24 protein-coding genes are annotated in these 26,769 nt (G+C 71.4%); 22 read left to right on the top strand and 2 right to left on the bottom strand.

The window, feature by feature from the left end; all coding sequences use genetic code 11:
• The first annotated feature begins 104 nt into the window (after positions 1-104).
• Positions 105-1,472 (top strand): replication-associated recombination protein A, encoded by a 1,368-nt coding sequence (locus ACWC5C_RS22590; protein ID WP_450877902.1) that lies wholly within the window; start codon positions 105-107, stop codon positions 1,470-1,472.
• Positions 1,473-1,549: 77 nt separating this feature from the next.
• On the opposite strand, the gene ACWC5C_RS22585 is transcribed toward ACWC5C_RS22590, so the two are convergent.
• Positions 1,550-2,296: a DUF2470 domain-containing protein gene (locus ACWC5C_RS22585; protein ID WP_450877900.1), complete on the bottom strand. Its 747-nt coding sequence runs from the start codon at positions 2,294-2,296 to the stop codon at positions 1,550-1,552.
• Positions 2,297-2,489: 193 nt separating this feature from the next.
• Between ACWC5C_RS22585 and rpsD the strand changes: the two genes are divergently transcribed.
• The 14 genes from rpsD to nusB all read left to right on the top strand — a co-directional run bounded on the left by rpsD (position 2,490) and on the right by nusB (position 16,581).
• Complete coding sequence (gene rpsD, locus ACWC5C_RS22580; RefSeq protein ID WP_009713641.1) at positions 2,490-3,101, top strand: 30S ribosomal protein S4; 612 nt, start codon at positions 2,490-2,492, stop codon at positions 3,099-3,101.
• A gap of 269 nt (positions 3,102-3,370) precedes the next feature.
• A complete protein-coding gene (locus ACWC5C_RS22575) occupies positions 3,371-3,811 on the top strand; it encodes a DUF948 domain-containing protein (protein ID WP_450877897.1) in 441 nt (146 codons plus the stop codon).
• Positions 3,812-3,819: 8 nt separating this feature from the next.
• Complete coding sequence (locus tag ACWC5C_RS22570; protein WP_385444554.1) at positions 3,820-4,149, top strand: DUF6167 family protein; 330 nt, start codon at positions 3,820-3,822, stop codon at positions 4,147-4,149.
• Positions 4,149-6,836 carry an alanine--tRNA ligase gene (alaS, locus tag ACWC5C_RS22565; RefSeq protein WP_450877895.1) on the top strand — a complete coding sequence of 896 codons (2,688 nt, stop codon included), beginning with the start codon at positions 4,149-4,151 and terminating at the stop codon, positions 6,834-6,836. The genes ACWC5C_RS22570 and alaS overlap by 1 nt, the downstream gene beginning before the upstream one ends.
• A 2-nt stretch (positions 6,837-6,838) precedes the next feature.
• Positions 6,839-7,303, top strand: coding sequence for a Holliday junction resolvase RuvX (gene ruvX / locus ACWC5C_RS22560; protein WP_385444558.1), 465 nt, complete (start codon positions 6,839-6,841; stop codon positions 7,301-7,303).
• A 91-nt stretch (positions 7,304-7,394) separates the two neighbouring features.
• Positions 7,395-9,200 carry an endolytic transglycosylase MltG gene (gene mltG / locus ACWC5C_RS22555; RefSeq protein WP_450877893.1) on the top strand — a complete coding sequence of 602 codons (1,806 nt, stop codon included), beginning with the start codon at positions 7,395-7,397 and terminating at the stop codon, positions 9,198-9,200.
• Between the two features lie 8 nt (positions 9,201-9,208).
• Positions 9,209-10,051 (top strand): shikimate dehydrogenase, encoded by an 843-nt coding sequence (locus ACWC5C_RS22550; protein ID WP_450877891.1) that lies wholly within the window; start codon positions 9,209-9,211, stop codon positions 10,049-10,051.
• A gap of 187 nt (positions 10,052-10,238) precedes the next feature.
• Positions 10,239-11,423 (top strand): chorismate synthase, encoded by a 1,185-nt coding sequence (gene aroC / locus ACWC5C_RS22545; RefSeq protein WP_450877889.1) that lies wholly within the window; start codon positions 10,239-10,241, stop codon positions 11,421-11,423.
• A gap of 101 nt (positions 11,424-11,524) precedes the next feature.
• Positions 11,525-12,007 carry a shikimate kinase gene (locus tag ACWC5C_RS22540; protein ID WP_450877887.1) on the top strand — a complete coding sequence of 161 codons (483 nt, stop codon included), beginning with the start codon at positions 11,525-11,527 and terminating at the stop codon, positions 12,005-12,007.
• Positions 12,004-13,113, top strand: a complete 1,110-nt coding sequence (gene aroB, locus ACWC5C_RS22535) for a 3-dehydroquinate synthase (RefSeq protein WP_385444565.1) — start codon at positions 12,004-12,006, stop codon at positions 13,111-13,113. Before ACWC5C_RS22540 ends, aroB begins: the two co-directional genes overlap by 4 nt.
• Positions 13,114-13,382: 269 nt before the next feature.
• The gene (locus ACWC5C_RS22530; RefSeq protein ID WP_450877884.1) at positions 13,383-14,264 is read left to right on the top strand and encodes an AAA family ATPase; all 882 of its coding nucleotides are present in this window, start codon (positions 13,383-13,385) and stop codon (positions 14,262-14,264) included.
• Between the two features lie 86 nt (positions 14,265-14,350).
• Positions 14,351-15,457 (top strand): M24 family metallopeptidase, encoded by a 1,107-nt coding sequence (locus tag ACWC5C_RS22525; protein WP_450877882.1) that lies wholly within the window; start codon positions 14,351-14,353, stop codon positions 15,455-15,457.
• 96 nt (positions 15,458-15,553) lie between these two features.
• A complete protein-coding gene (gene efp / locus ACWC5C_RS22520) occupies positions 15,554-16,120 on the top strand; it encodes an elongation factor P (RefSeq protein WP_385444570.1) in 567 nt (188 codons plus the stop codon).
• Positions 16,121-16,122: 2 nt separating this feature from the next.
• On the top strand, positions 16,123-16,581 hold the full coding sequence (gene nusB / locus ACWC5C_RS22515) for a transcription antitermination factor NusB (RefSeq protein WP_009713628.1): 459 nt from the start codon (positions 16,123-16,125) through the stop codon (positions 16,579-16,581).
• 135 nt (positions 16,582-16,716) lie between these two features.
• Here nusB and bldD read toward each other — a convergent pair whose 3' ends face one another.
• Positions 16,717-17,217, bottom strand: a complete 501-nt coding sequence (bldD, locus tag ACWC5C_RS22510; protein WP_014056259.1) for a transcriptional regulator BldD — start codon at positions 17,215-17,217, stop codon at positions 16,717-16,719.
• 220 nt (positions 17,218-17,437) lie between these two features.
• On the opposite strand from bldD, the gene pyrR reads away from it, so the two are divergent.
• The 7 genes from pyrR (at position 17,438) to ACWC5C_RS22475 (ending at position 26,736) form a co-directional block, all read left to right on the top strand.
• Positions 17,438-18,022: a bifunctional pyr operon transcriptional regulator/uracil phosphoribosyltransferase PyrR gene (pyrR, locus tag ACWC5C_RS22505; protein WP_385444573.1), complete on the top strand. Its 585-nt coding sequence runs from the start codon at positions 17,438-17,440 to the stop codon at positions 18,020-18,022.
• A 144-nt stretch (positions 18,023-18,166) separates the two neighbouring features.
• Entirely contained in the window at positions 18,167-19,147 is a 981-nt protein-coding gene (locus ACWC5C_RS22500; protein WP_450877879.1) for an aspartate carbamoyltransferase catalytic subunit, read from the top strand.
• Positions 19,148-19,149: 2 nt separating this feature from the next.
• Complete coding sequence (locus ACWC5C_RS22495) at positions 19,150-20,445, top strand: dihydroorotase (RefSeq protein ID WP_450877877.1); 1,296 nt, start codon at positions 19,150-19,152, stop codon at positions 20,443-20,445.
• Complete coding sequence (locus ACWC5C_RS22490) at positions 20,442-21,053, top strand: PH-like domain-containing protein (RefSeq protein WP_450877875.1); 612 nt, start codon at positions 20,442-20,444, stop codon at positions 21,051-21,053. The genes ACWC5C_RS22495 and ACWC5C_RS22490 overlap by 4 nt, the downstream gene beginning before the upstream one ends.
• Positions 21,050-22,189, top strand: a complete 1,140-nt coding sequence (gene carA, locus ACWC5C_RS22485; protein ID WP_385444580.1) for a glutamine-hydrolyzing carbamoyl-phosphate synthase small subunit — start codon at positions 21,050-21,052, stop codon at positions 22,187-22,189. The genes ACWC5C_RS22490 and carA overlap by 4 nt, the downstream gene beginning before the upstream one ends.
• Positions 22,182-25,502, top strand: coding sequence for a carbamoyl-phosphate synthase large subunit (gene carB / locus ACWC5C_RS22480; protein WP_450877873.1), 3,321 nt, complete (start codon positions 22,182-22,184; stop codon positions 25,500-25,502). Before carA ends, carB begins: the two co-directional genes overlap by 8 nt.
• Before the next feature lie 82 nt (positions 25,503-25,584).
• The gene (locus tag ACWC5C_RS22475; RefSeq protein WP_450877871.1) at positions 25,585-26,736 is read left to right on the top strand and encodes a quinone-dependent dihydroorotate dehydrogenase; all 1,152 of its coding nucleotides are present in this window, start codon (positions 25,585-25,587) and stop codon (positions 26,734-26,736) included.
• Positions 26,737-26,769 lie beyond the last annotated feature (33 nt).

Genomic DNA, 26,769 nt, shown 5'->3' with positions numbered 1-26,769 from the left:
CCCCACCAGCCAGCCCCAGCCCGGATGACCGCCCGAGCCCGCGAAACCGCTGGCCCGGGCCCCGGGGAACGGGCGCTGTCGGTGCGGTGTCATAGGCTTCCCGGGTGGAGCCAGATCTGTTCACCGCCGCCGCCGAGGACCGCCAGGAGAAGGACCCGTCCAGCAGTCCGCTGGCCGTGCGCATGCGCCCGCGCACGCTGGACGAGGTCGTGGGGCAGCAGCATCTGCTGCGCCCCGGGGCTCCGTTGCGCAGACTGGTCGGCGAGGGCAGCGGGGGCCCGGCAGGGCCGTCCTCGGTGCTGCTGTGGGGCCCGCCCGGCATCGGGAAGACCACCCTCGCGTACGTGGTCAGCCAGGCCACCCAGAAGCGGTTCGTGGAGCTTTCGGCGATCACCGCGGGGGTGAAGGAGGTGCGGGCCGTCATCGACGGCGCACGCCGCTCCTCGGGGGCGTACGGCCGGGAGACCGTGCTCTTCCTGGACGAGATCCACCGTTTCAGCAAGGCGCAGCAGGATTCGCTGCTGCCCGCCGTGGAGAACCGCTGGGTCACCCTGATCGCGGCCACCACCGAGAACCCGTACTTCTCGGTGATCTCCCCGCTGCTGTCCCGCTCGCTGCTGCTCACCCTGGAACCGCTCACCGACGAGGATCTGCGCGGGCTGCTGCGCCGTGCGCTGGCCGACGAGCGGGGGCTCGGCGGCGCGGTCACCCTCCCCGACGAGGCCGAGGGGCATCTGCTGCGGATCGCGGGCGGCGACGCCCGGCGGGCGCTCACCGCGCTGGAGGCGGGGGCCGGGGCGGCCATCGCCAAGGGCGAGGCGGAGATCACGCTGACCACGCTGGAGGAGGCGGTCAACCGGGCCGCGGTCACCTATGACCGGGCCGGTGATCAGCACTATGACGTGGCAAGCGCTCTCATCAAGTCGATCCGCGGCTCGGATGTGGACGCCGCGCTGCACTATCTGGCGCGGATGATCGAGGCGGGGGAGGACCCGCGGTTCATCGCGCGGCGGCTGATGATCTCGGCGAGCGAGGACATCGGGCTGGCCGATCCGACCGCCCTGCCCACCGCCGTGGCGGCGGCGCAGGCGGTCGCGCTGATCGGTTTCCCCGAGGCCGCCCTGACGCTCAGCCATGCCACGATCGCGCTGGCGCTCGCGCCCAAGTCCAACGCGGCCACGACGGCGATAGGCGCGGCGCTGGCGGACGTCCGGGCGGGGCTCGCGGGCCCGGTGCCGCCGCATCTGCGGGACGGGCACTACAAGGGTGCGGAGAAGCTCGGTCACGCCCAGGGGTATCTGTATCCGCACGATCTGCCGGGCGGCATCGCGGCGCAGCAGTACGCGCCGGACAAGATCCACGGGAAGCGCTACTACGAGCCGACGCGGTACGGGGCGGAGGCCCGCTACGCCGATGTGGTCGAGCGGGTCCGGGCGCGGCTGCGCGGCGACCCGCCGCCGGAGTCCCCATAAGACGGCGCGAGAGTAAGGGGTTTCGGCCCGCGCCGCCCCCGCACCCCTGGTCCGGGGGCGCCGTCACGGGCCCGCTCCTAGTCGGCGGCCGCCTCGAACAGGGCGTGCATCGCGCGGCGCAGTTCGGAGACGCTCTCCACCGGCTCCGGGAAGTCGAAGCGCGCGTCGAACGGCTGGTCGGCGTCGTCCGTGAAGCGGACGCGCAGGCCGAAGCGGTCGAGGGCCACGGGGATCGCGGGGCCACGGGTGCACACCATGGACGAGCGCTCGCCCAGCAGGGCGCACAGCCCGTGCACCTGGTCGCTGTGGGCCGAGTGCAGATGCTGCAGCAGCTCGGCCTCGTGCGGGGCGAGCGGGTCGGGGGTGGCCTGCGCGAAGTCGTCCGGCTCGACGCCGTCCGCGCCCCACAGGTCGTCCACACAGGCCTCGGCGACCTCCAGCCGCAGCAGCGTCCACGCGGCGGTCCGGCTGCGCGGTCCGGCGGCGGAGTCGGGCTGCAGGGCCTCCCCGAGGCCCAGCAGCTCACCGACCGGGTGGTGCTGGGCGAGCAGTGCCGCGCTCGCGGCGCGGTCGCCGCCGCGTACGGGGGTGAGCCAGCCCGCCACCCAGGCGCGGCCGCGGATCCGCTGGGGGACCGAGACCGGGGCGACGTCCGTGATCTCTATCACGCAGGTCAGGTCGTCGTCCTGCGCGTAGGCCGCGGCGCGGGCCGCCGGTGAGGCGCCGGGGACCAGCAACAGCACATCCCCGTCCGGGGTGACGGCGCGGGCGGCCGGTCCGTCCGTGGCGAGGTCATCGGGGACCTCGATTCCGGGAATCGTCAATGACGCCGTAGCCTTGGCTTCCACGAGAGTTCGTACACGCTCTGCCGCCGTAGGCCGCAGGGCGTCTTCCTTGGGACGCGGCTGACCCTCCTGAAGGCTCTGAGCAGTGCTGGGCAGGGGGATCCCAGGTCGAAACATGCGTTCTCCTCGGCTAAGGTAAGGCATACCTAACTTACATGGAGGTTCGTTCCACGTGAACCAGTCGCGTCCCAAGGTCAAGAAGTCGCGCGCACTCGGCATCGCGCTGACGCCGAAGGCCGTCAAGTACTTCGAGGCCCGTCCCTACCCGCCCGGCGAGCACGGCCGTGGCCGCAAGCAGACCAGTGACTACAAGGTCCGGCTGCTGGAGAAGCAGCGCCTGCGCGCTCAGTACGACATCAGCGAGCGCCAGATGGCCCGTGCCTACGACCGCGCTCGGAAGGTCGATGGCAAGACAGGCGAGGCCCTGATCATCGAGCTTGAGCGCCGTCTGGACGCGCTCGTCCTGCGGTCGGGAATCGCCCGCACGATTTACCAGGCCCGCCAGATGGTGGTCCACGGTCACATCGAGGTCAACGGCCGCAAGGTCGACAAGCCCTCCTTCCGGGTCCGCCCGGACGACGTGGTGATGGTCCGCGAGCGCAGCCGCGAGAAGCACCCCTTCCAGGTGGCCCGTGAGGGTGGCTACGCCCCCGACGGCGAGACCCCGCGCTACCTGCAGGTCAACCTGAAGGCGCTCGCCTTCCGCCTGGACCGGGACCCGAACCGCAAGGAGGTCCCGGTGATCTGCGACGAGCAGCTCGTCGTCGAGTACTACGCCCGCTGACCCAGCGGATCCGTCTGTGCTCAACAGCCCGCGGGTTCCCCATCGACCGCCGTGTCGGAGGGGAGCCCGCGGGCTGTTTGGCTGAGGGGAATGCGTTTCAGCCGGGCCTGCCCGGCGCGATAGGGTCGATACCTGCCGCCCGCGCCCGGATGACCGCCCGAGACCGGCGGGCGACGGACGACGGACGACTCGGATCGACACACGATGCGAATCGACGGACGACCTGAACGACGACGACCGACGTGATCGGCAGCAGGGAGCGGTGCAACGTGTCCGGTGGAGAGGTGGCCGGGATCCTCGTGGCCGTCTTCTGGGCGATCCTGGTGTCCTTCCTCGCCCTCGCCCTGGTGAGGCTCGCCCAGACGCTCAAGGCGACGACCCGGCTGGTGGCCGAGGTCACCGAGCAGGCGGTGCCGCTGCTCAGCGAGGCGTCCGCGACCGTGCGCGAGGCGAACACCCAGCTCGCGCGCGTGGACTCGATCGCCTCCGACGTCCAGGAGGTCACCTCGAACGCCTCCGCGCTGTCCTCGACCGTCTCCTCCGCCTTCGGCGGACCGCTGGTCAAGGTGGCCGCGTTCGGCTACGGCGTCCGGCGCGCGATCGGCCGTAAGGCGGCTCCCGAGGACGCGCCCACCGGCACCGTCGTTATCGGCAAGACCCTGCCGTCCGCCCGCCGGGGCGGCCGCCGCAACCGTGGATCGAAGGGCTGAGAGACCGGATGTTCCGCCGCACTTTCTGGTTCACCACCGGCGTCGCAGCCGGTGTGTGGGCCACCACCAAGGTCCAGCGCAAGCTCAACCAGCTCACCCCCGAGAGTCTGGCGGCGCAGGCCGCCGACCGGGCGGTGCTCGCCGGACGGCGGATCAAGGTCTTCGCGCTCGACGTGCGCGACGGCATGGCCGACCGCGAGGCGGCCCTCAAGGACGCCCTGGGGCTGACTTCGGCGCCGCCCAACGACCTCACGCAGCTGCCCGCCCAGCGCGGCCGGGCCCAGCTCACCCACACGTCTCCGTACCCCTACCCGAACGCCCGAAATGAGGACCACTGATGGAGTCGGCTGAAATCCGCCGCCGCTGGCTGCGCTTCTTCGAGGAGCGCGGGCACACCGTCGTGCCGTCGGCGTCGCTCATCGCGGACGACCCGACCCTGCTGCTGGTCCCCGCGGGCATGGTGCCCTTCAAGCCGTACTTCCTCGGCGAGGTCAAGCCCCCCTTCGACCGCGCCGTCAGCGTGCAGAAGTGCGTACGGACGCCGGACATCGAAGAGGTCGGCAAGACCACCCGGCACGGCACGTTCTTCCAGATGTGCGGCAACTTCTCGTTCGGCGACTACTTCAAGGAAGGCGCCATCACCTACGCCTGGGAGCTGCTGACCAGCTCCGTGGCGGACGGTGGCTACGGTCTTGACCCCGAGCGCCTGTGGATCACCGTCTACGAGCAGGACGACGAGGCCGAGCGCATCTGGCGCGACGTCGTCGGCGTCCCCGCCGAGCGGATCCAGCGCCTGGGCATGGGCCCCAACTACTGGTCCATGGGCGTCCCCGGCCCCTGCGGCCCCTGCTCCGAGATCAACTACGACCGTGGTCCGGAGTTCGGCGAGGAGGGCGGCCCGGCCGTCAACGACGAGCGCTACGTGGAGATCTGGAACCTGGTCTTCATGCAGTACGAGCGCGGCGCGGGGGAGGGCAAGGAGAACTTCCCCATCCTCGGTGAGCTGCCCAGCAAGAACATCGACACCGGCCTCGGCCTCGAACGCCTCGCGATGATCCTGCAGGGCGTGCGGAACATGTACGAGACCGACACCCTGCGTGTCGTGATGGACAAGGCCACCGAGCTGACCGGGGTCGCCTACGGCGCCGCCCACGAGTCCGACGTATCGCTGCGCGTGGTCGCCGACCACATGCGCACCTCTGTCATGCTCATCGGCGACGGCGTCACCCCCGGCAACGAGGGCCGTGGCTATGTGCTGCGCCGCATCATGCGCCGCGCCATCCGCAACATGCGCATCCTCGGCGCCACCGAGCCGGTCGTCGGCGAGCTGGTGGACACCGTCCTCAAGACGATGGGCCAGCAGTACCCGGAGCTGCTGACCGACCGCAAGCGCGTCGAGACCGTCGCGCTCGCCGAGGAGTCGGCCTTCCTGAAGACCCTCAAGGCCGGTACGAACATCCTCGACACCGCCGTCACCGACACCAAGGCCGCGGGCGGCTCGGTGCTCGCCGGCGACAAGGCGTTCCTGCTCCACGACACCTGGGGCTTCCCGATCGACCTCACCCTGGAGATGGCCGCCGAACAGGGCCTCTCGGTGGACGAGGACGGCTTCCGCCGCCTGATGCGGGAGCAGCGGGAGCGCGCCAAGGCCGACGCCAAGTCCAAGAAGACCGGCCACGCCGACCTGTCCGCCTACCGCGAGGTCGCCGACACCTCCGGCTCGACCGAGTTCACCGGCTACAGCGACACCTCCGGTGAGTCCACCGTCGTCGGCCTGCTGGTCGACGGGGTGTCCTCGCCCGCCGCCTCCGAGGGCGACGAGGTCGAGGTCGTCCTCGACCGTACCCCCTTCTACGCCGAGGGCGGCGGCCAGCTCGCCGACATGGGCAGGATCAAGCTGTCCTCCGGCGCCGTCGTCGAGGTGCGGGACGTCCAGCAGCCGGTGCCCGGCGTCAGCGTGCACAAGGGCGTCGTCCAGGTCGGCGAGGTGACGGTCGGCTCCGCCGCGTACGCCGAGATCGACGTCGCCCGCCGCCGGGCCATCGCCCGCGCCCACAGCGCCACCCACCTCACCCACCAGGCGCTGCGCGACGCCCTGGGCCCGACCGCCGCCCAGGCCGGTTCGGAGAACTCGCCCGGCCGCTTCCGCTTCGACTTCGGCTCGCCGTCCGCCGTCCCCGGCGGGGTGCTCACCGACGTCGAGCAGAAGATCAACGAGGTGCTCTCCCGCGAACTCGACGTGCGCGCCGAGGTCATGAGCATGGACGACGCCAAGAAGCAGGGCGCCATCGCCGAGTTCGGCGAGAAGTACGGCGACCGGGTGCGCGTGGTGACCATCGGCGACTTCTCCAAGGAGCTGTGCGGCGGTACGCACGTCCACAACACCGCCCAGCTGGGTCTGGTGAAGCTGCTCGGCGAGTCCTCCATCGGCTCCGGTGTGCGCCGCGTGGAGGCCCTGGTGGGCGTGGACGCGTACAACTTCCTCGCTCGTGAGCACACGGTCGTCTCCCAGCTCACCGACCTGGTCAAGGGGCGTCCTGAGGAGCTTCCGGAGAAGATCTCCGGCATGCTCGCCAAGCTCAAGGACGCCGAGAAGGAGATCGAGCGGTTCCGCGCCGAGAAGGTGCTGCAGGCCGCCGCCGGGCTCGCCGACGGCGCCAAGGACGTCCGGGGCGTCTCGCTGGCCACGGGCCGGGTGCCGGACAGCACCTCCGCCGACGACCTGCGCAAGCTGGTGCTGGACGTACGGGGACGGCTGGACCAGAAGTCGGGGGCCGTCGACCGGCCCGCCGTCGTCGCCCTGTTCACCGTGGCGAACGGCCGTCCGCTGACCGTCATCGCCACCAACGAGGCGGCCCGCGAGCGCGGTCTCAAGGCCGGTGACCTGGTCCGTACCGCCGCCAAGACGCTCGGCGGCGGAGGCGGCGGCAAGCCGGACGTCGCCCAGGGCGGTGGCCAGAACCCGGACGCCGTCGGCGACGCCATCGAGGCCGTCGAGCGGCTCGTCGCGGAATCGGGCCAGTAGCCGTGCGGCGCGGCCGGCGCATCGCCATCGACGTCGGGGACGCCCGGATCGGGGTCGCCTCGTGCGACCCCGACGGGATCCTCGCCACCCCCGTGGAGACCGTGCCGGGACGCGACATCCCGGCCGCCCACAAGCGGCTGGCGGCCCTCGTCGAGGAGTACGAGCCCATCGAGGTGGTGATCGGCCTCCCGCGCTCGCTCAACGGGCGTGAGGGGCCGGCCGCGACCAAGGTGCGCACCTTCGCCCGGGAGCTGGCGCGGCGGGTCCAGCCGGTCTCCGTACGGCTCGTGGACGAACGTATGACGACCGTCACAGCGACGCATGGCCTCCGGGCTTCCGGGGTGTCGTCCAAGAAGGGCCGTTCGGTGGTTGACCAGGCAGCAGCGGTGGTCATCCTGCAGAGCGCGCTGGAGACCGAGCGGGCCTCAGGTCGGGCCCCGGGCGAGGCCGTCGAAGTGGTCATCTGATCGCGATACGGTAACGTTCCGCGCGACATGGCAGCCGTCGCTTGTGCCGCGAGCGCACACGGTGGCTGCCACCGCCATCGCTAGGGGTTCGATGACTGAGTACGGCCGGGGACCCGGCTCCCAACCGTGGCATCCCGAGGACCCGTTGTACGGGGACCAGGGATGGGGCGGGCATCAGGCGGTGACGGGTCAGGAACCGTATCCGCAGGACCCGAACGACCCCTACGGACAGGTCCCCTACGCACCGGACGGCTACGCGCAAGGCGGCTACGACCCGGGTCTCCACGGCCAGGACGTCTACGGGCAGGACCCCTACGGGCACCAGCAGTACCCGCACGGATACCCGCAGGACGCCCAGGCGTTCCCGCAGCAGCAACAGCAACCCCCCTGGGACCAGCAGGGGCAGCAGGGGCAGCAGCAGTACGACACCGGCGGCTGGGACGTCTCGTACGGCGCCGGGATGGACCCGAACGACCCGTACGGCTACGCGGCCCAGGGCGGCGGCCAGGAGGGCTTCCCGCAGCAGGCGGCGCACGAACCCCCGCAGGCGATGCCGCAGGACGCGCAGATGCCGGGGCACACCCAGCAGATGCCCCAGGTACCGCAGCAGGCACAGCCGCCGCAGCAGGAACAGGAGCCGCAGGAGCCGGAACCGGGGCCATCCCGGAAGGACGCCCCGGCGGACGACCATCCGTTCTTCCGGAACGACAGCGGCGGCACGGTGGACGACGGCGAGGAGGACGCCTCCGAGGGGCGCTCCAAGAAGTCCAAGAGAGCCCAGAAGGCCGAGCGGGCCGAGAAGGGGAAGAAGGGGAAGGCCGAGCCCAAGCGCCGCAACGGGGTCGCCTGTCTCTTCGTCACCGTCGTCCTGGTGGGTGTCGTCGGCGGAGGCGGCTATTTCGCCTACGACTTCTGGCAGACCCGCTTCGGCCCCGCGCCGGACTACGCGGGCCAGGGCTCCGGTCAGGTCGAGGTGGAGGTCCCCGACGGCTCGGGCAACGCCGAAATCGGCGGCATCCTCGCCGAAAAGGGCGTGGTGAAGAGCAGCGGCGCGTTCGTGGAAGCCGTCGAGGACAGCGGCAAGTTCGTCCAGCCGGGAAGCTACAGCCTCCGCAAGGAAATGTCCGGCGAGGCCGCGGTGAAGCTGATGCTCAGCCCCGCGGGCAACAACGCGCTGATCGTCACCGAGGGCATGCGCGATGTGGCGGTTTACGCGGCGATCGACAAGAAGACCGGCGTCAAGGCGGGCACCACGGCGGGCGTTGCCAAGAAGGAGGCCAAGAACCTCGGGCTGCCTTCCTGGGCGAATGACAATTCGAAGATCAAGGATCCGCTGGAAGGATTCCTCTACCCGTCCCGCTACAGCGTGGCCAAGAACGCCAAGCCCGCGGACGTGCTGCGCAAGATGGTCGCCGAGGCCACCAGGAACTACGCGAAGTACGACCTGGAGGGCAAGGCCAGGGAAGAGGGCCTGGAATCCCCGCTCCAGCTGCTCACCGTGGCGAGCCTGGTCCAGGCGGAGGGCATCACCCACAGCGACTTCCGGCAGATGGCCGAGGTGGTCTTCAACCGGCTCAAGGTCGGTAACACCGAGACCAATGGCAAGCTGGAATTCGACTCGACGTACAACTACATCAAGAACCAGAGCGAGCTGGATATCTCGATCAGCGAGATCAAGGGATACGACAACCCGTACAACACCTACTTCTACAAGGGGCTCCCGCCCGGACCCATCGGCAATCCGGGAGCGGATGCGCTGAAGGCGTCCGTGAATCCGACCGACAACGGGTGGTTCTACTTCATCTCGCTCGACGGTAAGACGAGTGAGTTCTCCAAGACCTACGCGGAGCACCAGAAGTTGGTCGACAAGTTCAACAAGCAGCGCAGAAACAACTGAGGAAAGCCATGTCGCACAACCGCCGGGCGGCCGTGCTCGGTTCGCCGGTCGCCCACTCCCTGTCCCCGGCGCTGCACAACGCCGCGTACCGGAAGCTGGGGCTCGACGGCTGGCACTACGGCACCGTCGAACTCGACGAGGCCGCGCTGCCGGGCTTCTTCGAGCGGCTCGGCACGGCGGACGAGCCGGACTGGGCGGGGTTCTCGGTGACCATGCCGCTCAAGCGCGCGGTCATCCCGCTGCTGGACCGGGTCAGCGACACGGCGGCCTCCGTGGAGGCGGTCAACACGGTCGTCCTGACCGACGATGGCCGGCGGCTCGGCGACAACACGGACATCCCCGGCATGGTGGCGGCGCTCGCGGAGCGCGGCGTCCAGCGGGTGGAGCGGGCGGCCGTCCTGGGCGCCGGGGCCACCGCCTCCTCCGCCCTGGCCGCGCTCTCCCGCGTCTGCGACGGCGAGGTCACCGCGTACGTCCGCAGCGACGCCCGGGCGGCCGAGGTGCGGCAGTGGGGCGAGCGGCTGGGCGTGACGGTGCGTACGGCGGACTGGGCCGACGCGGCCGAGGCGTTCGACGCGCCGCTGGTGATCGCCACCACCCCCGCCGGGACGACCGACGCGCTCGCGGCGTCGGTCCCCGAGCGGCCCGGCACGCTCTTCGACGTCCTCTACGACCCCTGGCCGACCGCTCTGGCCGCCGCCTGGTCGGCGCGCGGCGGTGCGGTGGTCGGCGGTCTCGACCTGCTGGTCCACCAGGCCGTGGGGCAGGTCGAGCAGATCACCGGGCGCGCCCCGGCGCCGCTCGCCGCGATGCGCGAGGCGGGCGAGGCGGCCCTCGCCGCCCGTGGCTGACGCCCGCGCGGCGTTCCCGATCCCGCCCTGACCCGGCCTTGACCTCGTACGGCGTCTCATGCCCAGGTCCGTCTGATGGACCACTGCCCCGGCCGCCTGGGCGGACGTGGGAGGATCGGAGGAGGCGGGCCAGGCCCCACCAGGTCCCGCCACGAGACGTCGAGGGGCAACGCATGAGGGAGCACCGTTGAGCAGGTTGCGCTGGCTGACCGCGGGGGAGTCGCACGGCCCCGCGCTTGTGGCGACGCTGGAGGGGCTGCCCGCCGGGGTGCCGATCACCACCGACATGGTGGCGGACGCCCTCGCGCGGCGCCGACTCGGCTACGGCCGCGGGGCGCGGATGAAGTTCGAGCGCGACGAGGTCACCTTCATCGGCGGTGTCCGGCACGGTCTGACCCTCGGCTCCCCGGTCGCGATCATGGTCGGCAACACCGAGTGGCCCAAGTGGGAACAGGTCATGGCCGCCGACCCGGTCGACCCCGAGATCCTGGACGGGCTGGCCCGTAACGCGCCGCTGACCCGCCCCCGCCCCGGCCACGCCGACCTCGCGGGCATGCAGAAGTACGGTTTCGACGAGGCGCGGCCCATCCTGGAGCGCGCCAGCGCCCGCGAGACCGCCGCCCGCGTCGCCCTCGGCGCCGTCGCCCGCTCCTACCTCAAGGAGACGGCCGGGATCGAGATCGTCTCCCATGTGACCGAGCTGGCCGCCGCCAAGGCCCCGTACGGCGTCTACCCGAAGCCGTCCGACGTCGAGCGGCTGGACGCCGACCCGGTGCGCTGCCTGGACGCCGACGCGAGCAAGGCGATGGTGGCCGAGATCGACCAGGCCCACAAGGACGGCGACACCCTCGGCGGCGTCGTCGAGGTGCTGGCGTACGGCGTGCCGGTGGGTCTCGGCTCGCATGTGCACTGGGACCGCCGACTGGACGCCCGGCTGGCCGCCGCGCTGATGGGCATCCAGGCCATCAAGGGCGTCGAGGTCGGCGACGGCTTCGACCTGGCCCGGGTGCCCGGCTCCCAGGCGCACGACGAGATCGTGGCGACCGACGAGGGCATCAAGCGCTCCTCCGCCCGCTCCGGCGGCACCGAGGGCGGGCTGACCACCGGCGAGCTGCTGCGGGTACGGGCCGCGATGAAGCCGATCGCGACCGTGCCCCGCGCGCTGGCCACCATCGACGTCACCACCGGCGAGGCCACCAAGGCCCACCACCAGCGCTCGGACGTGTGCGCGGTGCCCGCCGCGGGGATCGTCGCCGAGGCGATGGTCGCCCTGGTCCTGGCGGACGCGGTCGCCGAGAAGTTCGGCGGCGACTCGGTCGCCGAGACCCGCCGTAACGTCCAGGGCTTCCTCGACAGCCTGGCCATCCGGTGACCGCGCCCAGCGCACCGGAGGGGCCAAGCGCACCGGAGGGGTCCGGCGCACCGGAGGGGCCCGGCGCACCGGAGGGGCCCGCGGCCGTTCTGGTCGGGCCCATGGGCGTCGGGAAGAGCACCGTCGGACGGGTGCTCGCGGAGCGGCTGGGCACCACGTTCCGCGACACCGACACCGACATCGTGGAGAGCGCGGGCAAGGAGATCTCCGAGATCTTCATCGACGAGGGCGAGCCCCACTTCCGCGAGCTGGAGCGGCAGGCCGTGCGGACCGCCGTCGCCGGTCATCAGGGCGTGCTGGCGCTCGGCGGCGGCGCGATCCTGGACCCGGGCACCCGCGCCCTGCTCACCGGCCTCCCGGTGGTCTTCCTGGAGATGGGCGTCGCCGAGGCCGTCAAGCGCACCGGCCTGGACGCCCCCCGCCCGCTGCTCGCCGTCAACCCGCGCCAGCGCTGGCGCGAGCTGATGGAACAGCGCCGCCCGCTGTACACCGAAGTCGCCCGGGCCGTCGTGACGACCGAGGGCCGCACCCCGGACGAGGTCGTCGACGCCGTCATGGACGCACTGGAGCTGAAAAAGGCATGAGCACCGAAACCCCCACGCGCATCCAGGTCGGCGGCACCGCGGGCACCGCGCCGTACGAGGTCCTGGTCGGCCGCCAGCTCCTCGGCGAGCTGCCCGGCCTGATCGGGGACGCGGTCAAGCGCGTCGCCGTCCTGCACCCCGAGGCGCTGGCCGACACCGGCGAGGCGATCCGCCAGGACCTCGCCGACCAGGGGTACGAGGCCGTCGCGATCCAGTTGCCGAACGCGGAGGAGTCCAAGACCGCCGAGGTCGCCGCGTACTGCTGGAAGGCGCTCGGCCAGACCGGCTTCACCCGCAGCGATGTGATCGTGGGCGTCGGCGGCGGCGCCACCACCGACCTGGCCGGTTTCGTCGCCGCGACCTGGCTGCGCGGGGTGCGCTGGATCGCCGTCCCGACGACCGTGCTCGGCATGGTCGACGCGGCGGTCGGCGGCAAGACGGGCATCAACACCGCCGAGGGCAAGAACCTCGTCGGCGCCTTCCACCCCCCGGCCGGGGTGCTGTGCGACCTGGCCGCACTGGACTCGCTGCCCGCCAACGACTACATCAGCGGCCTCGCCGAGGTCATCAAGGCCGGGTTCATCGCCGACCCGGCCATCCTGGAGCTGATCGAGCAGGACCCGGCCGCGGCCCGCACCCCCGGCGGCGCGCACACCGCCGAGCTGATCGAGCGTTCCATCCGGGTCAAGGCCGAGGTCGTCTCCAGCGACCTCAGGGAGTCCGGCCTGCGCGAGATCCTCAACTACGGGCACACGCTCGCGCACGCCATCGAGAAGAACGAGCGCTACAACTGGCGGCACGGCGCCGCGGTCTCCGTCGGCATGGTCTTCGCCGCCGAACTGGGCCGTCTCGCGGGCCGCCTGGACGACGCGACCGCCGACCGGCACCGCGCCGTCCTGGAGTCCGTCGGACTGCCGCTCACCTACCGCGGCGACCAGTGGCCCAAGCTGCTGGAGACCATGAAGGTCGACAAGAAGTCCCGCGGTGACCTGCTGCGCTTCATCGTGCTGGACGGCATCGCCAAGCCCACCGTGCTGGAAGGCCCGGACCCGGCGGTGCTGCTCGCGGCGTACGGGGAGATCTCCCGGGAGACGTCCGGGAGCTGACCGGGTTCCGTCACAAGCGTGTCATCACCATCGAAGCCCGCGGCACCGCCGCGGGCTTTCGAACACCCCGGAACGGGGCGGCAGTTGCGGCCGCTTGAGGACAAATTGCCTGGCTGACGCGCCGGGACGGGCACTCATCGGGTTTCCGGGGCGTTCACACAGCGCGGGCCTGGGCAGGTACCGTTCGGTAGGAGCGGCCTCACCGCCGCGTCACCACGCGACAGTTGTTCCGTCACGACTGCCGCCTGTACGAGACGGAGTGCCACCGGATGCAGCACGCAGTGGGCGCAGGCTGGGCCCAGAGCGCGAGCCAACCCCCCGGTCCCCATGCGCACCCCCCGGCCCCGCCCGTACCTCCGGTGCCCACCCCGCCGGCGCCGCCCGCGCACCCCGCGGTGCCCATGCAGCCGGTGCCCGTGCCCCCGGTGCCCGCCCCGCCCGCGCCCCCGGTGACGGGCCATCCGCAGCCCGTGCACCCCACCCCGCAGCCGCCCGTCGAGCACCCCGGCTCCACCGGCCACATCCAGCTGCCGCCCGGCGGGCCCGTCCCGCTGCCGCACCCGCCCGCCGACCCGGCCATGGCCGACGCCTCCCACGCGGCCGTCGCCGTGCTGCTCATCGGACCGGCCGGAGCGGGCAAGACCACCGTCGCCCGCTACTGGGCCGACCGCCGCCGGGTGCCGACCGCCCACATCAGCCTTGACGACGTCCGCGAATGGGTCAGGTCGGGCTTCGCCAACCCCCAGTCGGGCTGGAACGAGAACTCCGAGGCGCAGTACCGCCTCGCCCGCCGCACCTGCGGCTTCGCCGCCCGTAACTTCCTGGCCAACGGCATCTCCTGCATCCTGGACGACGCCGTCTTCCCGGACCGCCCCGTCGTCGGCCTCGGCGGCTGGAAGCGGCACGTCGGCCCCGGCCTGCTGCCCGTGGTGGTGCTCCCCGGCCTGGAGATCGTCCTGGAGCGGAACGCGGCCCGCAGCGGCAACCGCCGCCTCAGCGACGAGGAGGTCGCCCGCATCCACGGCCGGATGGCGGGCTGGTACGGCTCGGGGCTGCCGATCATCGACAACTCGACGTACGACGTCGAGACCACCGCCCGCATGCTGGACGAGGTAGTGGCCCGCTCCATCGCCAGCCCGCCCGCTTTCTAAAGCTTTCTGAAGAGGCTGGCGGCCCGGCCGCTCGTCCGGCGGCGCTCAGACGGCCGGGGCGGGCCGGAGTGCGTACGCTCAGGGGCATGTCCCAGGTGTACGCGGCCCGACGTGCCCGCCTGCACGACCAGTACGCGGCCGCCGGGAGCGAGGCCGCCCTGGTCTCCCGGCCCGCCAACGTGCGCTATCTGTGCGGCGACGCGCCCCCGGGCGCCACGCTGCTCCTCGGGCCCGGCCAGGACGTCCTGGTGGCGCCCGAGGCGTCCTCATGGGGGCCGGTGCCGGGGCCGCATCCGGAGGATCTGCGGCTGCTCCTGCTGTCAGGGCCTGACGGCGACCCGGCCGTGGCCGCGGCCGACTTGGCGGCGGCGGACGGCGCCGAGTCGCTGGCCGTCGAGGAGCACGATCTGACCGTGGCCCGCCACCGGGCGGTCGGCACCGCCGCCCCGCGGCTGCGCCTGACCGATCTGGGGCGGACCGTCGAGCAGCTGCGGATCGTCAAGGACGACGAGGAGATCTCCTGCATGCGGATCGCCGGGGAGCTGGCCGACCAGGCCCTCGGCGAGCTGTTGGAATCGATCCTGGTGGGCCGCACCGAGCGGCATCTCGCGCTGGAGCTGGAGCGCAGGCTGGTGGATCACGGGGCGGACGGCCCGGCGTTCCCCACCGTCGTCGCCGCGGGGCCGCACGCGGGCCGGGCCGGGCATCCGCCCACCGACCGGCGGGTGGAGGAGGGCGACTTCCTGACCATCTGCCTGGGCGCCGACTACCGGGGATACCGCTGTCAGGTGGGCCGTACGTTCGTCATCGGCCCCTCGCCCGCGGACTGGCAGGTCGAGCTGTACGACCTCGTCTTCGCCGCTCAGCGGGCCGGTAGGGAGGCGCTGCTGCCGGGCATGGCGTACCGGGACGTGGACCGGGTGACCCGCCAGGTGCTGGACGCCGCGGGGTACGGGGAGGGGCTGGAAGCGCGTACCGGACACGGTGTGGGCCTCGAAATCGACGAGGACCCTCGGCTCTCGCCGTCAGCCATGGGTAAACTGGACGCTTGTGTGCCGGTCACCGTCGAACCGGGGGTCCACCTCCCGGGACGGGGCGGTGTCCGGATCGACGATACGCTCGTCGTCCGCCCCGAGGCGGACGGCGGACCCGAGCTACTCACCATCACGACCAAAGAGCTGCTCGCGCTGTAGTTCTGGCTGACAGTCTTCGGCTGACGGCATTGGCTGATAACGGCGCATCGCGGCTCTCTGGTCTCCACCAGCTGTAGTCCAGGAGATCCCGCAACCGTGGCATCCACGAACGACCTCAAGAACGGCCTTGTGCTCAAGCTTGACGGCGGCCAGCTCTGGTCCGTCGTCGAGTTCCAGCACGTCAAGCCCGGCAAGGGCCCTGCCTTCGTGCGCACCAAGCTCAAGAACGTGCTGTCCGGCAAGGTGGTCGACAAGACTTTCAACGCCGGCGTGAAGGTCGAGACGGCCAATGTCGACAAGCGCGGCATGCAGTTCTCGTTCAAGGACGGCGAGAGCTTTGTGTTCATGGACATGGACACCTACGACCAGATCTACGTCACCCCCGAGGTCGTCGGCGACAACGCCCGGTATCTGCTCGAGGGCTTCGAGGCGGTCGTCGCGATGTACGAGGGCAACCCTCTGTATGTCGAGCTGCCCGCCGCCGTCGAGCTGGTGATCGAGTACACCGAGCCCGGCGTCCAGGGCGACCGCTCGACCGGTGGTTCCAAGCCCGCCAAGCTGGAGACCGGCTACGAGATCGGCGTCCCGCTGTTCATCACCACCGGTGAAAAGATCAAGGTTGACACCCGTTCCGGTGAGTACCTCGGTCGGGTGAACAACTAACCGTGGCTGCCCGCAACAAGGCCCGTAAGCGTGCCTTTCAGATCCTTTTCGAGGCCGACCAGCGTGGCAGCTCCGTGCAGACCGTCCTCGCGGACTGGATTCGGCACGCCCGGACCGACGACCGGCAGCCTCCGGTCAGCGAATACACGATGCAGCTCGTCGAGGGATACGCGGAGCACACCGCGCGAATCGACGAGCTGCTCGCCACCTACGCGGTGGGCTGGACGCTGGACCGGATGCCGGTCGTCGACCGGAACATCCTGCGGCTCGGCGCCTATGAGCTGGTGTGGGAGGACGCGACCCCGGACGCGGTGGTGATCGACGAGGCGGTTCAGCTCGCCAAGGAGTTCTCCACCGACGACTCGCCGTCGTTCGTCAACGGTCTGCTGGGCCGGCTCAAGGAGCTGAAGCCCGGTCTGCGCCGGGACACGGAGACCGAGGACTCGGAGACCCAGGCCTAGCCCAGGACCGGGCCGCCCGGTCAGCAGGAGTCAGCACAAAGCCGCCGGGGGCGGTGGAGGCCGTACGGCACTTCCACCGCCCCCGGCGGCACGTTTCTGCTGGTGGAGAGGGTGCGAGAGCGCTATGCGCGCCCGTTACACATCCTCGTGCTGGACCGCGCGACGCGCGTCGGCACCCAGCACTCCCCAGCTGATCAGCTGTTCGGTCAGCACGGACGGCGACTGGTCGTAGATCACGGCGAGGGTGCGCAGGTCGTCCTGGCGGATCGACAGCACCTTGCCGTTGTAGTCGCCGCGCTGGCTCTGGATCGTGGCGGCGTACCGCTGGAGCGGGCCCGCCTTCTCGACCGGCACATGGGCCAGCCGCTCCAGGTCCAGCACCAGCTTCGGCGGCGGCTCCGCCGCCCCGGCCGGGCTGGTGCCCGGCAGCAGCTCCTGCACCGGGACGCCGTAGAAGTCGGCCAGTTCGGCGAGACGCTGGACGGTCACGGCGCGGTCGCCGCGCTCGTACGATCCCACCACCACGGCCTTCCACCGGCCCTGGGACTTCTCCTCGACGCCGTGAAGGGAGAGGCCCTGCTGGGTGCGGATGGCGCGGAGCTTGGCCCCGAGCTGTTTGGCGTATTCGCTGGACATAAAGCTCCCCGGACACTGAATCGACGTGCGGCTCCGCCGCGCGGCTGGTAACTCACTGTGAAGGTTACGTAGCGTAATCTCCATTCGTCAAGCCGAATGGAGCGGAGGGGCTCCCGCCAGGGGTGTTGACGAGCGCCCCATGCGCCCCTGCTACTGTGAATGGCGCAAATCCGACGTCCTTTAAGGTCCGTCCCGTGAGGCGGAGAAGGAGGTCCGTTCCATGGACGCCCGTACCTCGGACGCCGCGCGTTCCGTGCTCGAAGCACCGGACATCGCGCGCGTTCTGACCCGCATCGCCCACGAGATCGTCGAGCGCGCCAAGGGCGCCGACGACGTGGTGCTCCTCGGCATCCCGACCCGCGGTGTCTTCCTCGCCCGGCGGCTGGCCGCCCGGCTGGAGGAGATCACCGGCAGGTCGCCCGGTGAGCTTCCGGTCGGCTCGCTCGACATCACGATGTACCGCGACGACCTGCGGCTGCGGCCCGCCCGCGCGCTGGCCCGCACCGAGATCCCCGACGATGGCGTCGACGGCCGGCTGGTCGTCCTCGTCGACGATGTGCTCTTCTCCGGCCGCACCATCCGCGCCGCGCTCGACGCCCTCGGTGACATCGGGCGGCCGCGCGCCGTCCAGCTGGCGGTCCTCGTCGACCGAGGTCACCGGGAACTGCCGATCCGGGCCGACTACGTCGGCAAGAACCTCCCCACGTCGCTGCGGGAGACGGTCAAGGTCCAGCTCACCGAGGAGGACGGCCGCGACAGCGTGCTCCTCGGCCTGCGCGAGACCACCCCCGCGGACGGGAAGTAGCGCCCCGGTACCGACGGCGACGGCTCCCGGCGATCCCGGGTACCCGGCCTCGGTACCACCGGTACGGAGCCCCACGGCCCGGCACCGGACCCGGCGCATGCCCGCCCGCACGCCCGCATCCCTCCTCAACCACGGAGCAACCGGATGAAGCGTCACCTCATCTCGGCCGCCGACCTCTCGCGCGACGACGCCGTCCTGATCCTCGACACCGCCGAGGAGCTGGCCCGGCTCGCCGACCGGCCGATCAAGAAGCTGCCGACCCTGCGCGGCCGCACCGTCGTGAACCTCTTCTTCGAGGACTCGACCCGCACCCGCATCTCGTTCGAGGCGGCCGCCAAGCGGCTGTCCGCCGACGTCATCAACTTCTCCGCCAAGGGTTCCTCGGTCTCCAAGGGCGAGTCCCTGAAGGACACCGCGCTCACCCTGGAGGCGATGGGCGCCGACGCCGTCGTCATCCGGCACCCGTCCTCCGGCGCCCCGCACCGGCTGGCCACCTCCGACTGGATCAACGGCTCGGTCGTCAACGCCGGTGACGGCACCCATGAGCACCCCACCCAGGCGCTGCTCGACGCCTTCACGATGCGCCGCAGGCTGGCCTCCGGGGGCGCCGGGGTGGGCCAGGACCTGGCCGGCCGCCGGATCACCATCGTCGGCGACGTGCTGCACAGCCGGGTCGCCCGCTCCAACGTCCACCTGCTGTCCACCCTCGGCGCCGACGTCACCCTGGTCGCCCCGCCCACCCTCGTCCCCTTCGGCGTCGAGAGCTGGCCCTGTGACGTCTCGTACGACCTGGACGCGGTGGTGGGCAAGTCCGACGCCGTCATGATGCTGCGGGTCCAGCGCGAGCGCATGAACGCCGCCTTCTTCCCCACCGAGCGCGAGTACGCGCGCCGCTACGGCCTGGACGCCGACCGGATGGCCCGGATGCCCGAGCACGCCATCGTCATGCACCCCGGCCCGATGAACCGCGGCATGGAGATCACCGCGGAGGTCGCCGACTCCGACCGCTGCACCGCCGTCGAGCAGGTCGCCAACGGCGTCTCGATCCGCATGGCCGTCCTGTACCTGCTGCTCGGCGGCAACGAGCCCGCCGTCGCCGCCGCCCGCACCGAGGAGAACCAGTAACCATGAGCGACACGAACAAGACGCTGCTGCGCGGCGCGAAGGTGCTCGGCGGCGAGCCGCAGGACGTGCTGATCGAGGGCGAGCGGATCGCCGCCGTCGGCACCGGCCTCGACGCGGACGGCGCCACCGTCATCGACGCCGCCGGGCAGATCCTGCTGCCGGGCCTGGTCGATCTCCACACCCATCTGCGCGAGCCCGGCCGGGAGGACTCCGAGACCGTCCTCACCGGCACCAAGGCCGCCGCGGTCGGCGGCTTCACCGCCGTCCACGCCATGGCCAACACCTTCCCCGTGGCCGACACCGCGGGCGTCGTGGAGCAGGTGTGGCGGCTCGGCAAGGAGTCCGGCTACTGCGATGTGCAGCCCATCGGCGCCGTCACCGTCGGCCTGGAGGGCAAGAAGCTCGCCGAGCTGGGCGCCATGCACGAGTCCGCCGCCGGGGTCCGGGTCTTCTCCGACGACGGCAAGTGCGTCGACGACGCCGTGATCATGCGCCGCGCCCTGGAGTACGTGAAGGCATTCGACGGCGTGATCGCCCAGCACGCCCAGGAGCCGCGGCTCACCGAGGGTGCCCAGATGAACGAGGGCATCGTCTCCGCCGAACTGGGCCTGGGCGGCTGGCCCGCCGTCGCCGAGGAATCGATCATCGCTCGCGACGTACTCCTCGCCGCCCACGTCGACTCCCGGGTGCACATCTGCCACCTGTCCACCGCGGGCTCCGTCGAGATCGTCCGCTGGGCCAAGTCCAAGGGCTGGAACGTCACCGCCGAGGTCACCCCGCACCACCTGCTGCTCACCGACGAGCTGGTCCGCTCGTACAACCCGGTCTACAAGGTGAACCCGCCGCTGCGCACCGAGGCCGACGTCATGGCGCTGCGCGAGGCGCTGGCCGACGGCACCATCGACTGCGTCGCCACCGACCACGCCCCGCACCCCCACGAGGACAAGGACTGCGAGTGGGGCGCGGCGGCCATGGGCATGGTCGGCCTGGAGACCGCGCTGTCCGTCGTCCAGCACACCATGGTCGACACCGGGCTGCTGGACTGGGCGGGCGTCGCCGACCGGATGGCCGTCCGTCCCTCCGCCATCGGCCGCCTCACCGGCCAGGGCCGCCCGATCGCCGTCGGGGAGCCCGCCAACCTCACCCTGCTGGACTCCGCATACCGTGGTCAGGTAAACCCCGCGGGCTTCGCCTCCCGCAGCCGCAACACCCCCTACGAGGGCCGGGAACTGCCGGGCCGGGTGACGCACACCTTCCTGCGGGGCCGGGCGACGGTCGTGGACGGGAAACTGGCGTGATATCTCCGAATCCTTTGATCTCCTTGGCGGCCGAGCAGCGGTCCCAGGACGTCACCGACTGGGCCGCCCGCATCGGCTGGGTCGTCGGCCTGCTGCTCTTCATCGCGCTGATCTACTGGCTGATGCGCGAGGGCTGGAAGTGGCGCGGCACGCTCCAGGGCGATCTGCCCGAGCTGCCCGAGGCCCCGGCCGCACCGGGCCCCGCGAAGCTCACCCTCACCGGCCGCTACCACGGCTCCACCACCGCCGGACAGTGGCTCGACCGCATCGTGGCCCATGGCCTCGGCACCCGCAGCCGCGTCGAGCTGACCCTCACCGACCAGGGCGTGAGCGTCGTACGGCCCGGTGCCCAGGACTTCTTCATCCCGGCCGGAAGCCTCCGCGGCGCCCGGCTCGACAAGGGCATCGCGGGCAAGGTCCTCGCCGAGGGCGGGCTGCTGATCGTCACCTGGCAGCTCGGCGACCGGCAGATCGACTCCGGATTCCGCTCCGACCACGCCGCCGAGCACGCGGCCTGGGTCGAAGCCCTCGGCGTCACCGAAGACGTCACGGACGACGTCAAGAACGACGTCAAGAACGCAGAGCTCAACCAGGAAGGCGCACGATGACGACCTCCACCAGGGGGGCCCAGACCCCCGCCGTACTCGTCCTGGAGGACGGCCGCAGCTTCCGTGGCCGCGCCTACGGGGCCGTGGGGGAGACCTTCGGCGAGGCCGTGTTCTCCACCGGGATGACCGGCTACCAGGAGACCCTGACCGACCCGTCCTACCACCGCCAGGTCGTCGTCATGACCGCGCCGCACATCGGCAACACCGGCGTCAACGACGAGGACCCCGAGTCCGGCCGCATCTGGGTCTCCGGCTACGTGGTGCGCGACCCCGCCCGTACGCCGTCCAACTGGCGCTCCCGCCGCTCGCTGGACGACGAGCTGACCGCCCAGGGCGTCGTCGGCATCAGCGGCGTCGACACCCGCGCCCTCACCCGCCATCTGCGCGAGCGCGGCGCCATGCGCGTCGGCATCTTCTCCGGCGAGGCCCTCGCCGACGAGGCCACCCTGCTCGCCCGGGTGCAGGCCGCCCCGCAGATGAAGGGCGCCGACCTGAGCGGCGAGGTGGCGACCAAGGAGACGTACGTCGTCCCCGCGATCGGCACCAAGCGCTTCACCGTCGCCGCCGTCGACCTCGGCATCAAGGGCATGACCCCGCACCGGATGGCCGAGCGCGGCATCGAGGTGCACGTCCTGCCCGCCACCGCCACGGTCGACGACCTCTACGCGGTGAACCCGGACGGCGTGTTCTTCTCCAACGGCCCGGGCGACCCGGCCACCGCCGAGCACCCGGTCTCCCTGATGCGCGCCGTGCTGGAGCGGTCCACCCCGCTGTTCGGCATCTGCTTCGGTAACCAGATCCTGGGCCGCGCCCTCGGCTTCGGCACCTTCAAGCTGAAGTACGGCCACCGGGGCATCAACCAGCCCGTGCAGGACCGCACCACCGGCAAGGTCGAGGTCACCGCGCACAACCACGGCTTCGCCGTGGACGCCCCGCTCGACGCGCCCAGCGACACCCCCTACGGGCGGGCCGAGGTCTCCCACGTCTGCCTCAACGACAACGTGGTCGAGGGGCTGCGCCTGCTCGACCGCCCCGCATTCAGCGTCCAGTACCACCCCGAAGCCGCCGCGGGCCCGCATGACGCCGGGTACCTGTTCGACCGCTTCGTCACCCTGATGGAGGGCCAGCGTGCCTAAGCGCACCGACATCCAGTCCGTCCTGGTCATCGGCTCCGGCCCGATCGTCATCGGCCAGGCCGCCGAGTTCGACTACTCCGGCACCCAGGCCTGCCGGGTGCTCAAGGCCGAGGGCCTGCGGGTCATCCTGGTCAACTCCAACCCGGCCACGATCATGACCGACCCGGAGATCGCCGACGCCACGTACGTCGAGCCGATCACCCCGGAGTACGTCGAGAAGATCATCGCCAAGGAGCGCCCCGACGCGCTGCTGCCCACGCTCGGCGGCCAGACCGCGCTCAACACCGCCATCTCCCTCCACGAGGCGGGCACCCTCGACCAGTACGGCGTCGAGCTGATCGGCGCCAACGTCGAGGCGATCAACAAGGGCGAGGACCGCGACCTCTTCAAGGATGTCGTCGAGGCGGTCAACGCCAAGATCGGCCACGGCGAGTCCGCCCGCTCGTACATCTGCCACTCCATGGAGGACGTCCTCGCGGGCGTCGAGGAGCTGGGCGGCTACCCCGTCGTCGTCCGCCCCTCCTTCACCATGGGCGGCGCCGGTTCCGGCTTCGCGCACGACGAGGACGAGCTGCGCCGCATCGCCGGGCAGGGCCTGAACCTCTCGCCCACCACCGAGGTGCTGCTGGAGGAGTCGATCCTCGGGTGGAAGGAGTACGAGCTGGAGCTGATGCGCGACAAGCACGACAACGTCGTGGTCGTCTGCTCCATCGAGAACTTCGACCCCATGGGCGTGCACACCGGTGACTCGATCACCGTCGCCCCGGCGATGACGCTGACCGACCGCGAGTACCAGGTGCTGCGCGACATCGGCATCGCCGTCATCCGCGAGGTCGGCGTGGACACCGGCGGCTGCAACATCCAGTTCGCGGTCAACCCCGAGGACGGCCGGGTCATCGTCATCGAGATGAACCCGCGCGTCTCCCGCTCCTCCGCGCTCGCCTCCAAGGCCACCGGCTTCCCGATCGCGAAGATCGCCGCCCGGCTGGCCGTCGGCTACACGCTGGACGAGATCCCCAACGACATCACCGAGAAGACCCCGGCGTCCTTCGAGCCCACGCTCGACTACGTCGTGGTCAAGGTGCCGCGGTTCGCCTTCGAGAAGTTCCCGGCCGCCGACGCCCGCCTCACCACCACCATGAAGTCGGTCGGCGAGGCCATGGCCATCGGCCGTAACTTCACCGAGGCGCTGCAGAAGGCGCTGCGCTCGATGGAGAAGAAGGGCAGCCAGTTCGACTTCACCGGTGACCCCGGTGGCCTCGGTGACAAGGCCGAGTTGCTGGAGCGGGCTGACATCCCCACCGATGGCCGGATCAACACGGTCATGCGGGCCATCCGCGCCGGGGCCACCCCGCAGGAGGTCTTCGACGCCACGAAGATCGACCCCTGGTTCGTGGACCAGCTCTTCCTGATCAAGGAGGTCGCGGACGAGCTGGCGGCCGCCGACAAGCTGGGCCCGGAACTGCTCGCCGAGGCCAAGCGGCACGGCTTCTCCGACGCCCAGATCGCCGGGATCCGCTCGCTGCGCGAGGACGTGGTCCGCGAGGTGCGGCACGCGCTCGGCGTCCGGCCCGTCTACAAGACGGTCGACACCTGCGCCGCCGAGTTCGCCGCCAAGACCCCGTACTTCTACTCCTCCTACGACGAGGAGTCCGAGGTCGCCCCGCGCGAGACCCCGGCCGTGATCATCCTCGGCTCCGGCCCCAACCGCATCGGCCAGGGCATCGAGTTCGACTACTCGTGCGTCCACGCCTCCTTCGCGCTGAGCGCCGCGGGCTACGAGACCGTCATGGTCAACTGCAACCCGGAGACCGTCTCCACCGACTACGACACCTCCGACCGGCTCTACTTCGAGCCGCTCACCCTGGAGGACGTCCTGGAGATCGTCCACGCCGAGCAGCAGGCGGGCCCCGTCGCGGGCGTCATCGTCCAGCTCGGCGGACAGACCCCGCTCGGCCTCGCCCAGGCCCTCAAGGACAACGGCGTGCCCATCGTCGGCACCTCGCCCGAGGCCATCAACCTCGCCGAGGAGCGCGGCGCCTTCGGCCGGGTGCTGACCGAGGCCGGACTGCCCGCCCCCAAGTACGGCACCGCCTTCTCCTTCGAGCAGGCCAAGGGCATCGCCGCCGAGATCGGCTACCCGGTCATGGTCCGCCCGTCCTACGTGCTGGGCGGCCGCGGCATGGAGATCGTCTACGACGAGGCCTCGCTCGCCGCGTACCTGGAGCGCCACGCGGGCCTCATCTCCGAGCACCCGGTGCTCATCGACCGCTTCCTCGACGACGCGATCGAGATCGACGTCGACGCGCTCTACGACGGCCAGGAGCTGTACCTCGGCGGCGTCATGGAGCACATCGAGGAGGCCGGTATCCACTCCGGCGACTCGGCGTGCGCGCTGCCCCCGATCACCCTCGGCGGCTTCGACATCAAGCGGCTGCGCGCCTCCACCGAGGCCATCGCGCGCGGCGTCGGCGTGCGCGGGCTGATCAACATCCAGTTCGCGATGGCCGGGGACATTCTCTACGTCCTGGAGGCCAACCCGCGCGCCTCCCGTACGGTCCCCTTCACCTCCAAGGCCACCGCCGTACCGCTGGCCAAGGCCGCCGCCCGGATCTCGCTGGGCGCGACCGTCGCCGAGCTGCGCGCCGAGGGCCTGCTGCCCGCGACCGGCGACGGCGGCACCCTGCCGCTGGACGCGCCGATCTCCGTCAAGGAGGCCGTCATGCCCTGGTCGCGGTTCCGCGACGCCTCGGGGCGCGGCGTGGACACCATCCTCGGCCCGGAGATGCGCTCGACCGGCGAGGTCATGGGCATCGACTCGGTCTTCGGCGCGGCGTACGCCAAGTCGCAGGCCGGGGCGTACGGGGCGCTGCCCACCAAGGGGCGCGCCTTCGTCTCCGTCGCCAACCGCGACAAGCGCTCGATGATCTTCCCGGCCCGGGAGCTGGTCGCCCTCGGCTTCGAGCTGATGGCCACCTCGGGCACTGCGGAGGTGCTCAAGCGCAACGGCATCAACGCCACCGTCGTCCGCAAGCAGAGCGAGGGGGAGGGGCCGGACGGTACGAAGACCATCGTCCAGCTCATCCACGACGGCCAGGTCGACCTGATCGTCAACACCCCGTACGGCACCGGCGGCCGCCTCGACGGCTACGACATCCGTACGGCGGCCGTCGCCCGCGGCGTCCCGTGCCTGACCACCGTCCAGGCGCTCGCCGCCGCCGTCCAGGGCATCGAGGCGCTCGGCCGGGGTTCGGTCGGCGTCCGGTCGCTCCAGGAGCATGCGGAACATATGACGTCCGCCCGCGAGGAGTGAGGCGAGGGAGGGGGACACCGGCCGGTGTCCCCCTCTTCGCGAGCCCCCTTCTTCTCGTCTCGCCGCGCGCAGAAAGCTGCCCATGTACTCGCTGTTCTTCAACCTGATCTTCCGGCGCATGGACCCGGAGAGCGCCCACCACCTGGCCTTCGGCTGGATCCGGCTGGCCGCCCGCGTCCCCGTCCTGCGCACCTTCCTCGCGGCCCTCCTCGCCCCCCGCGACAAGGCGCTGCGCACCGAGGCGCTGGGCCTGCGGATGCACGGGCCGTTCGGGCTCGCCGCCGGGTTCGACAAGAACGCCGCCGGGATCGACGGCATGGCCATGCTCGGCTTCGACCACGTCGAGATCGGCACCGTCACCGGACAGCCGCAGCCCGGCAACCCCAAGAAGCGGCTCTTCCGGCTGGTCTCCGACCGTGCGCTGATCAACCGCATGGGCTTCAACAACGAGGGCTCGGCCGCCGTCGCCGCCCGTCTCGCGGCCCGCCGCGCCGCCTTCCGTACGACGGTCGGCGTCAACATCGGCAAGACCAAGGTCGTCCCGGAGGCGGAAGCGGTCGCCGACTATGTGACCTCGACCGAGCGACTGGCCGCCTACGCGGATTACCTCGTCGTCAACGTCTCCTCGCCCAACACCCCCGGACTGCGGAACCTCCAGGCCGTCGACCACCTGCGGCCGCTGCTGACCGCGGTCCGCGAGGCCGCCGACCGCGGTGTGAGCGGGCGCCGGGTGCCGCTGCTGGTAAAGATCGCGCCAGATCTCGCCGACGCGGACGTGGACGCGGTCGCCGATCTCGCCGTCGAACTCGGGCTGGACGGGATCATCGCGACGAACACGACCATCGCGCGGGACGGGCTCGGTCTGACGTCCCCGGCGGGGGTCGTCGGTGAGACCGGCGGGCTGTCCGGCGCGCCGCTGAAGGCGCGGTCGCTGGAGGTGCTGCGGCGGCTGTACGCGCGGGTGGGGGACCGGCTCACGCTCGTGGGCGTGGGCGGGATCGAGACGGCCGACGACGCGTGGGAGCGGGTCCTCGCGGGGGCGACGCTGGTGCAGGGCTACAGCGCGTTCGTCTATCGCGGGCCGTTCTGGGCCCGCGAGATCCATCGCGGTCTCGCCGCCCGGCTTGCTGCCTCGCCGTACGAGACCCTGGCCGACGCGGTCGGCGCGGACGCGCGCAGGACCCCGCCGAGCGCCGCACCTCCGTCCCCGGGGTCGCGACCGGGCTCGCGGTGACGGGCGCGGGCGGCGACGTGCTGTACGTGGAGG

Source organism: Streptomyces sp. NPDC001700 (genome assembly GCF_053596435.1).
The sequence above is the reverse complement of the archived record's forward strand: the minus strand, read 5'-3'. Positions and strand labels throughout refer to the sequence as shown.

Bases quoted from the DNA above. Each gene is read 5' to 3' on its own strand.
- ACWC5C_RS22570 (WP_385444554.1), top strand. From the start codon at position 3,820: ATGTTCCGCCGCACTTTCTGGTTCACCACCGGCGTCGCAGCCGGTGTG.
- alaS (WP_450877895.1), top strand. From the start codon at position 4,149: ATGGAGTCGGCTGAAATCCGCCGCCGCTGGCTGCGCTTCTTCGAGGAG.
- mltG (WP_450877893.1), top strand. From the start codon at position 7,395: ATGACTGAGTACGGCCGGGGACCCGGCTCCCAACCGTGGCATCCCGAG.
- ACWC5C_RS22550 (WP_450877891.1), top strand. From the start codon at position 9,209: ATGTCGCACAACCGCCGGGCGGCCGTGCTCGGTTCGCCGGTCGCCCAC.
- ACWC5C_RS22540 (WP_450877887.1), top strand. From the start codon at position 11,525: ATGGGCGTCGGGAAGAGCACCGTCGGACGGGTGCTCGCGGAGCGGCTG.
- aroB (WP_385444565.1), top strand. From the start codon at position 12,004: ATGAGCACCGAAACCCCCACGCGCATCCAGGTCGGCGGCACCGCGGGC.
- ACWC5C_RS22530 (WP_450877884.1), top strand. From the start codon at position 13,383: ATGCAGCACGCAGTGGGCGCAGGCTGGGCCCAGAGCGCGAGCCAACCC.
- ACWC5C_RS22525 (WP_450877882.1), top strand. From the start codon at position 14,351: ATGTCCCAGGTGTACGCGGCCCGACGTGCCCGCCTGCACGACCAGTAC.
- bldD (WP_014056259.1), bottom strand. From the start codon at position 17,217: ATGTCCAGCGAATACGCCAAACAGCTCGGGGCCAAGCTCCGCGCCATC.
- pyrR (WP_385444573.1), top strand. From the start codon at position 17,438: ATGGACGCCCGTACCTCGGACGCCGCGCGTTCCGTGCTCGAAGCACCG.
- ACWC5C_RS22500 (WP_450877879.1), top strand. From the start codon at position 18,167: ATGAAGCGTCACCTCATCTCGGCCGCCGACCTCTCGCGCGACGACGCC.
- ACWC5C_RS22495 (WP_450877877.1), top strand. From the start codon at position 19,150: ATGAGCGACACGAACAAGACGCTGCTGCGCGGCGCGAAGGTGCTCGGC.
- carA (WP_385444580.1), top strand. From the start codon at position 21,050: ATGACGACCTCCACCAGGGGGGCCCAGACCCCCGCCGTACTCGTCCTG.
- ACWC5C_RS22475 (WP_450877871.1), top strand. From the start codon at position 25,585: ATGTACTCGCTGTTCTTCAACCTGATCTTCCGGCGCATGGACCCGGAG.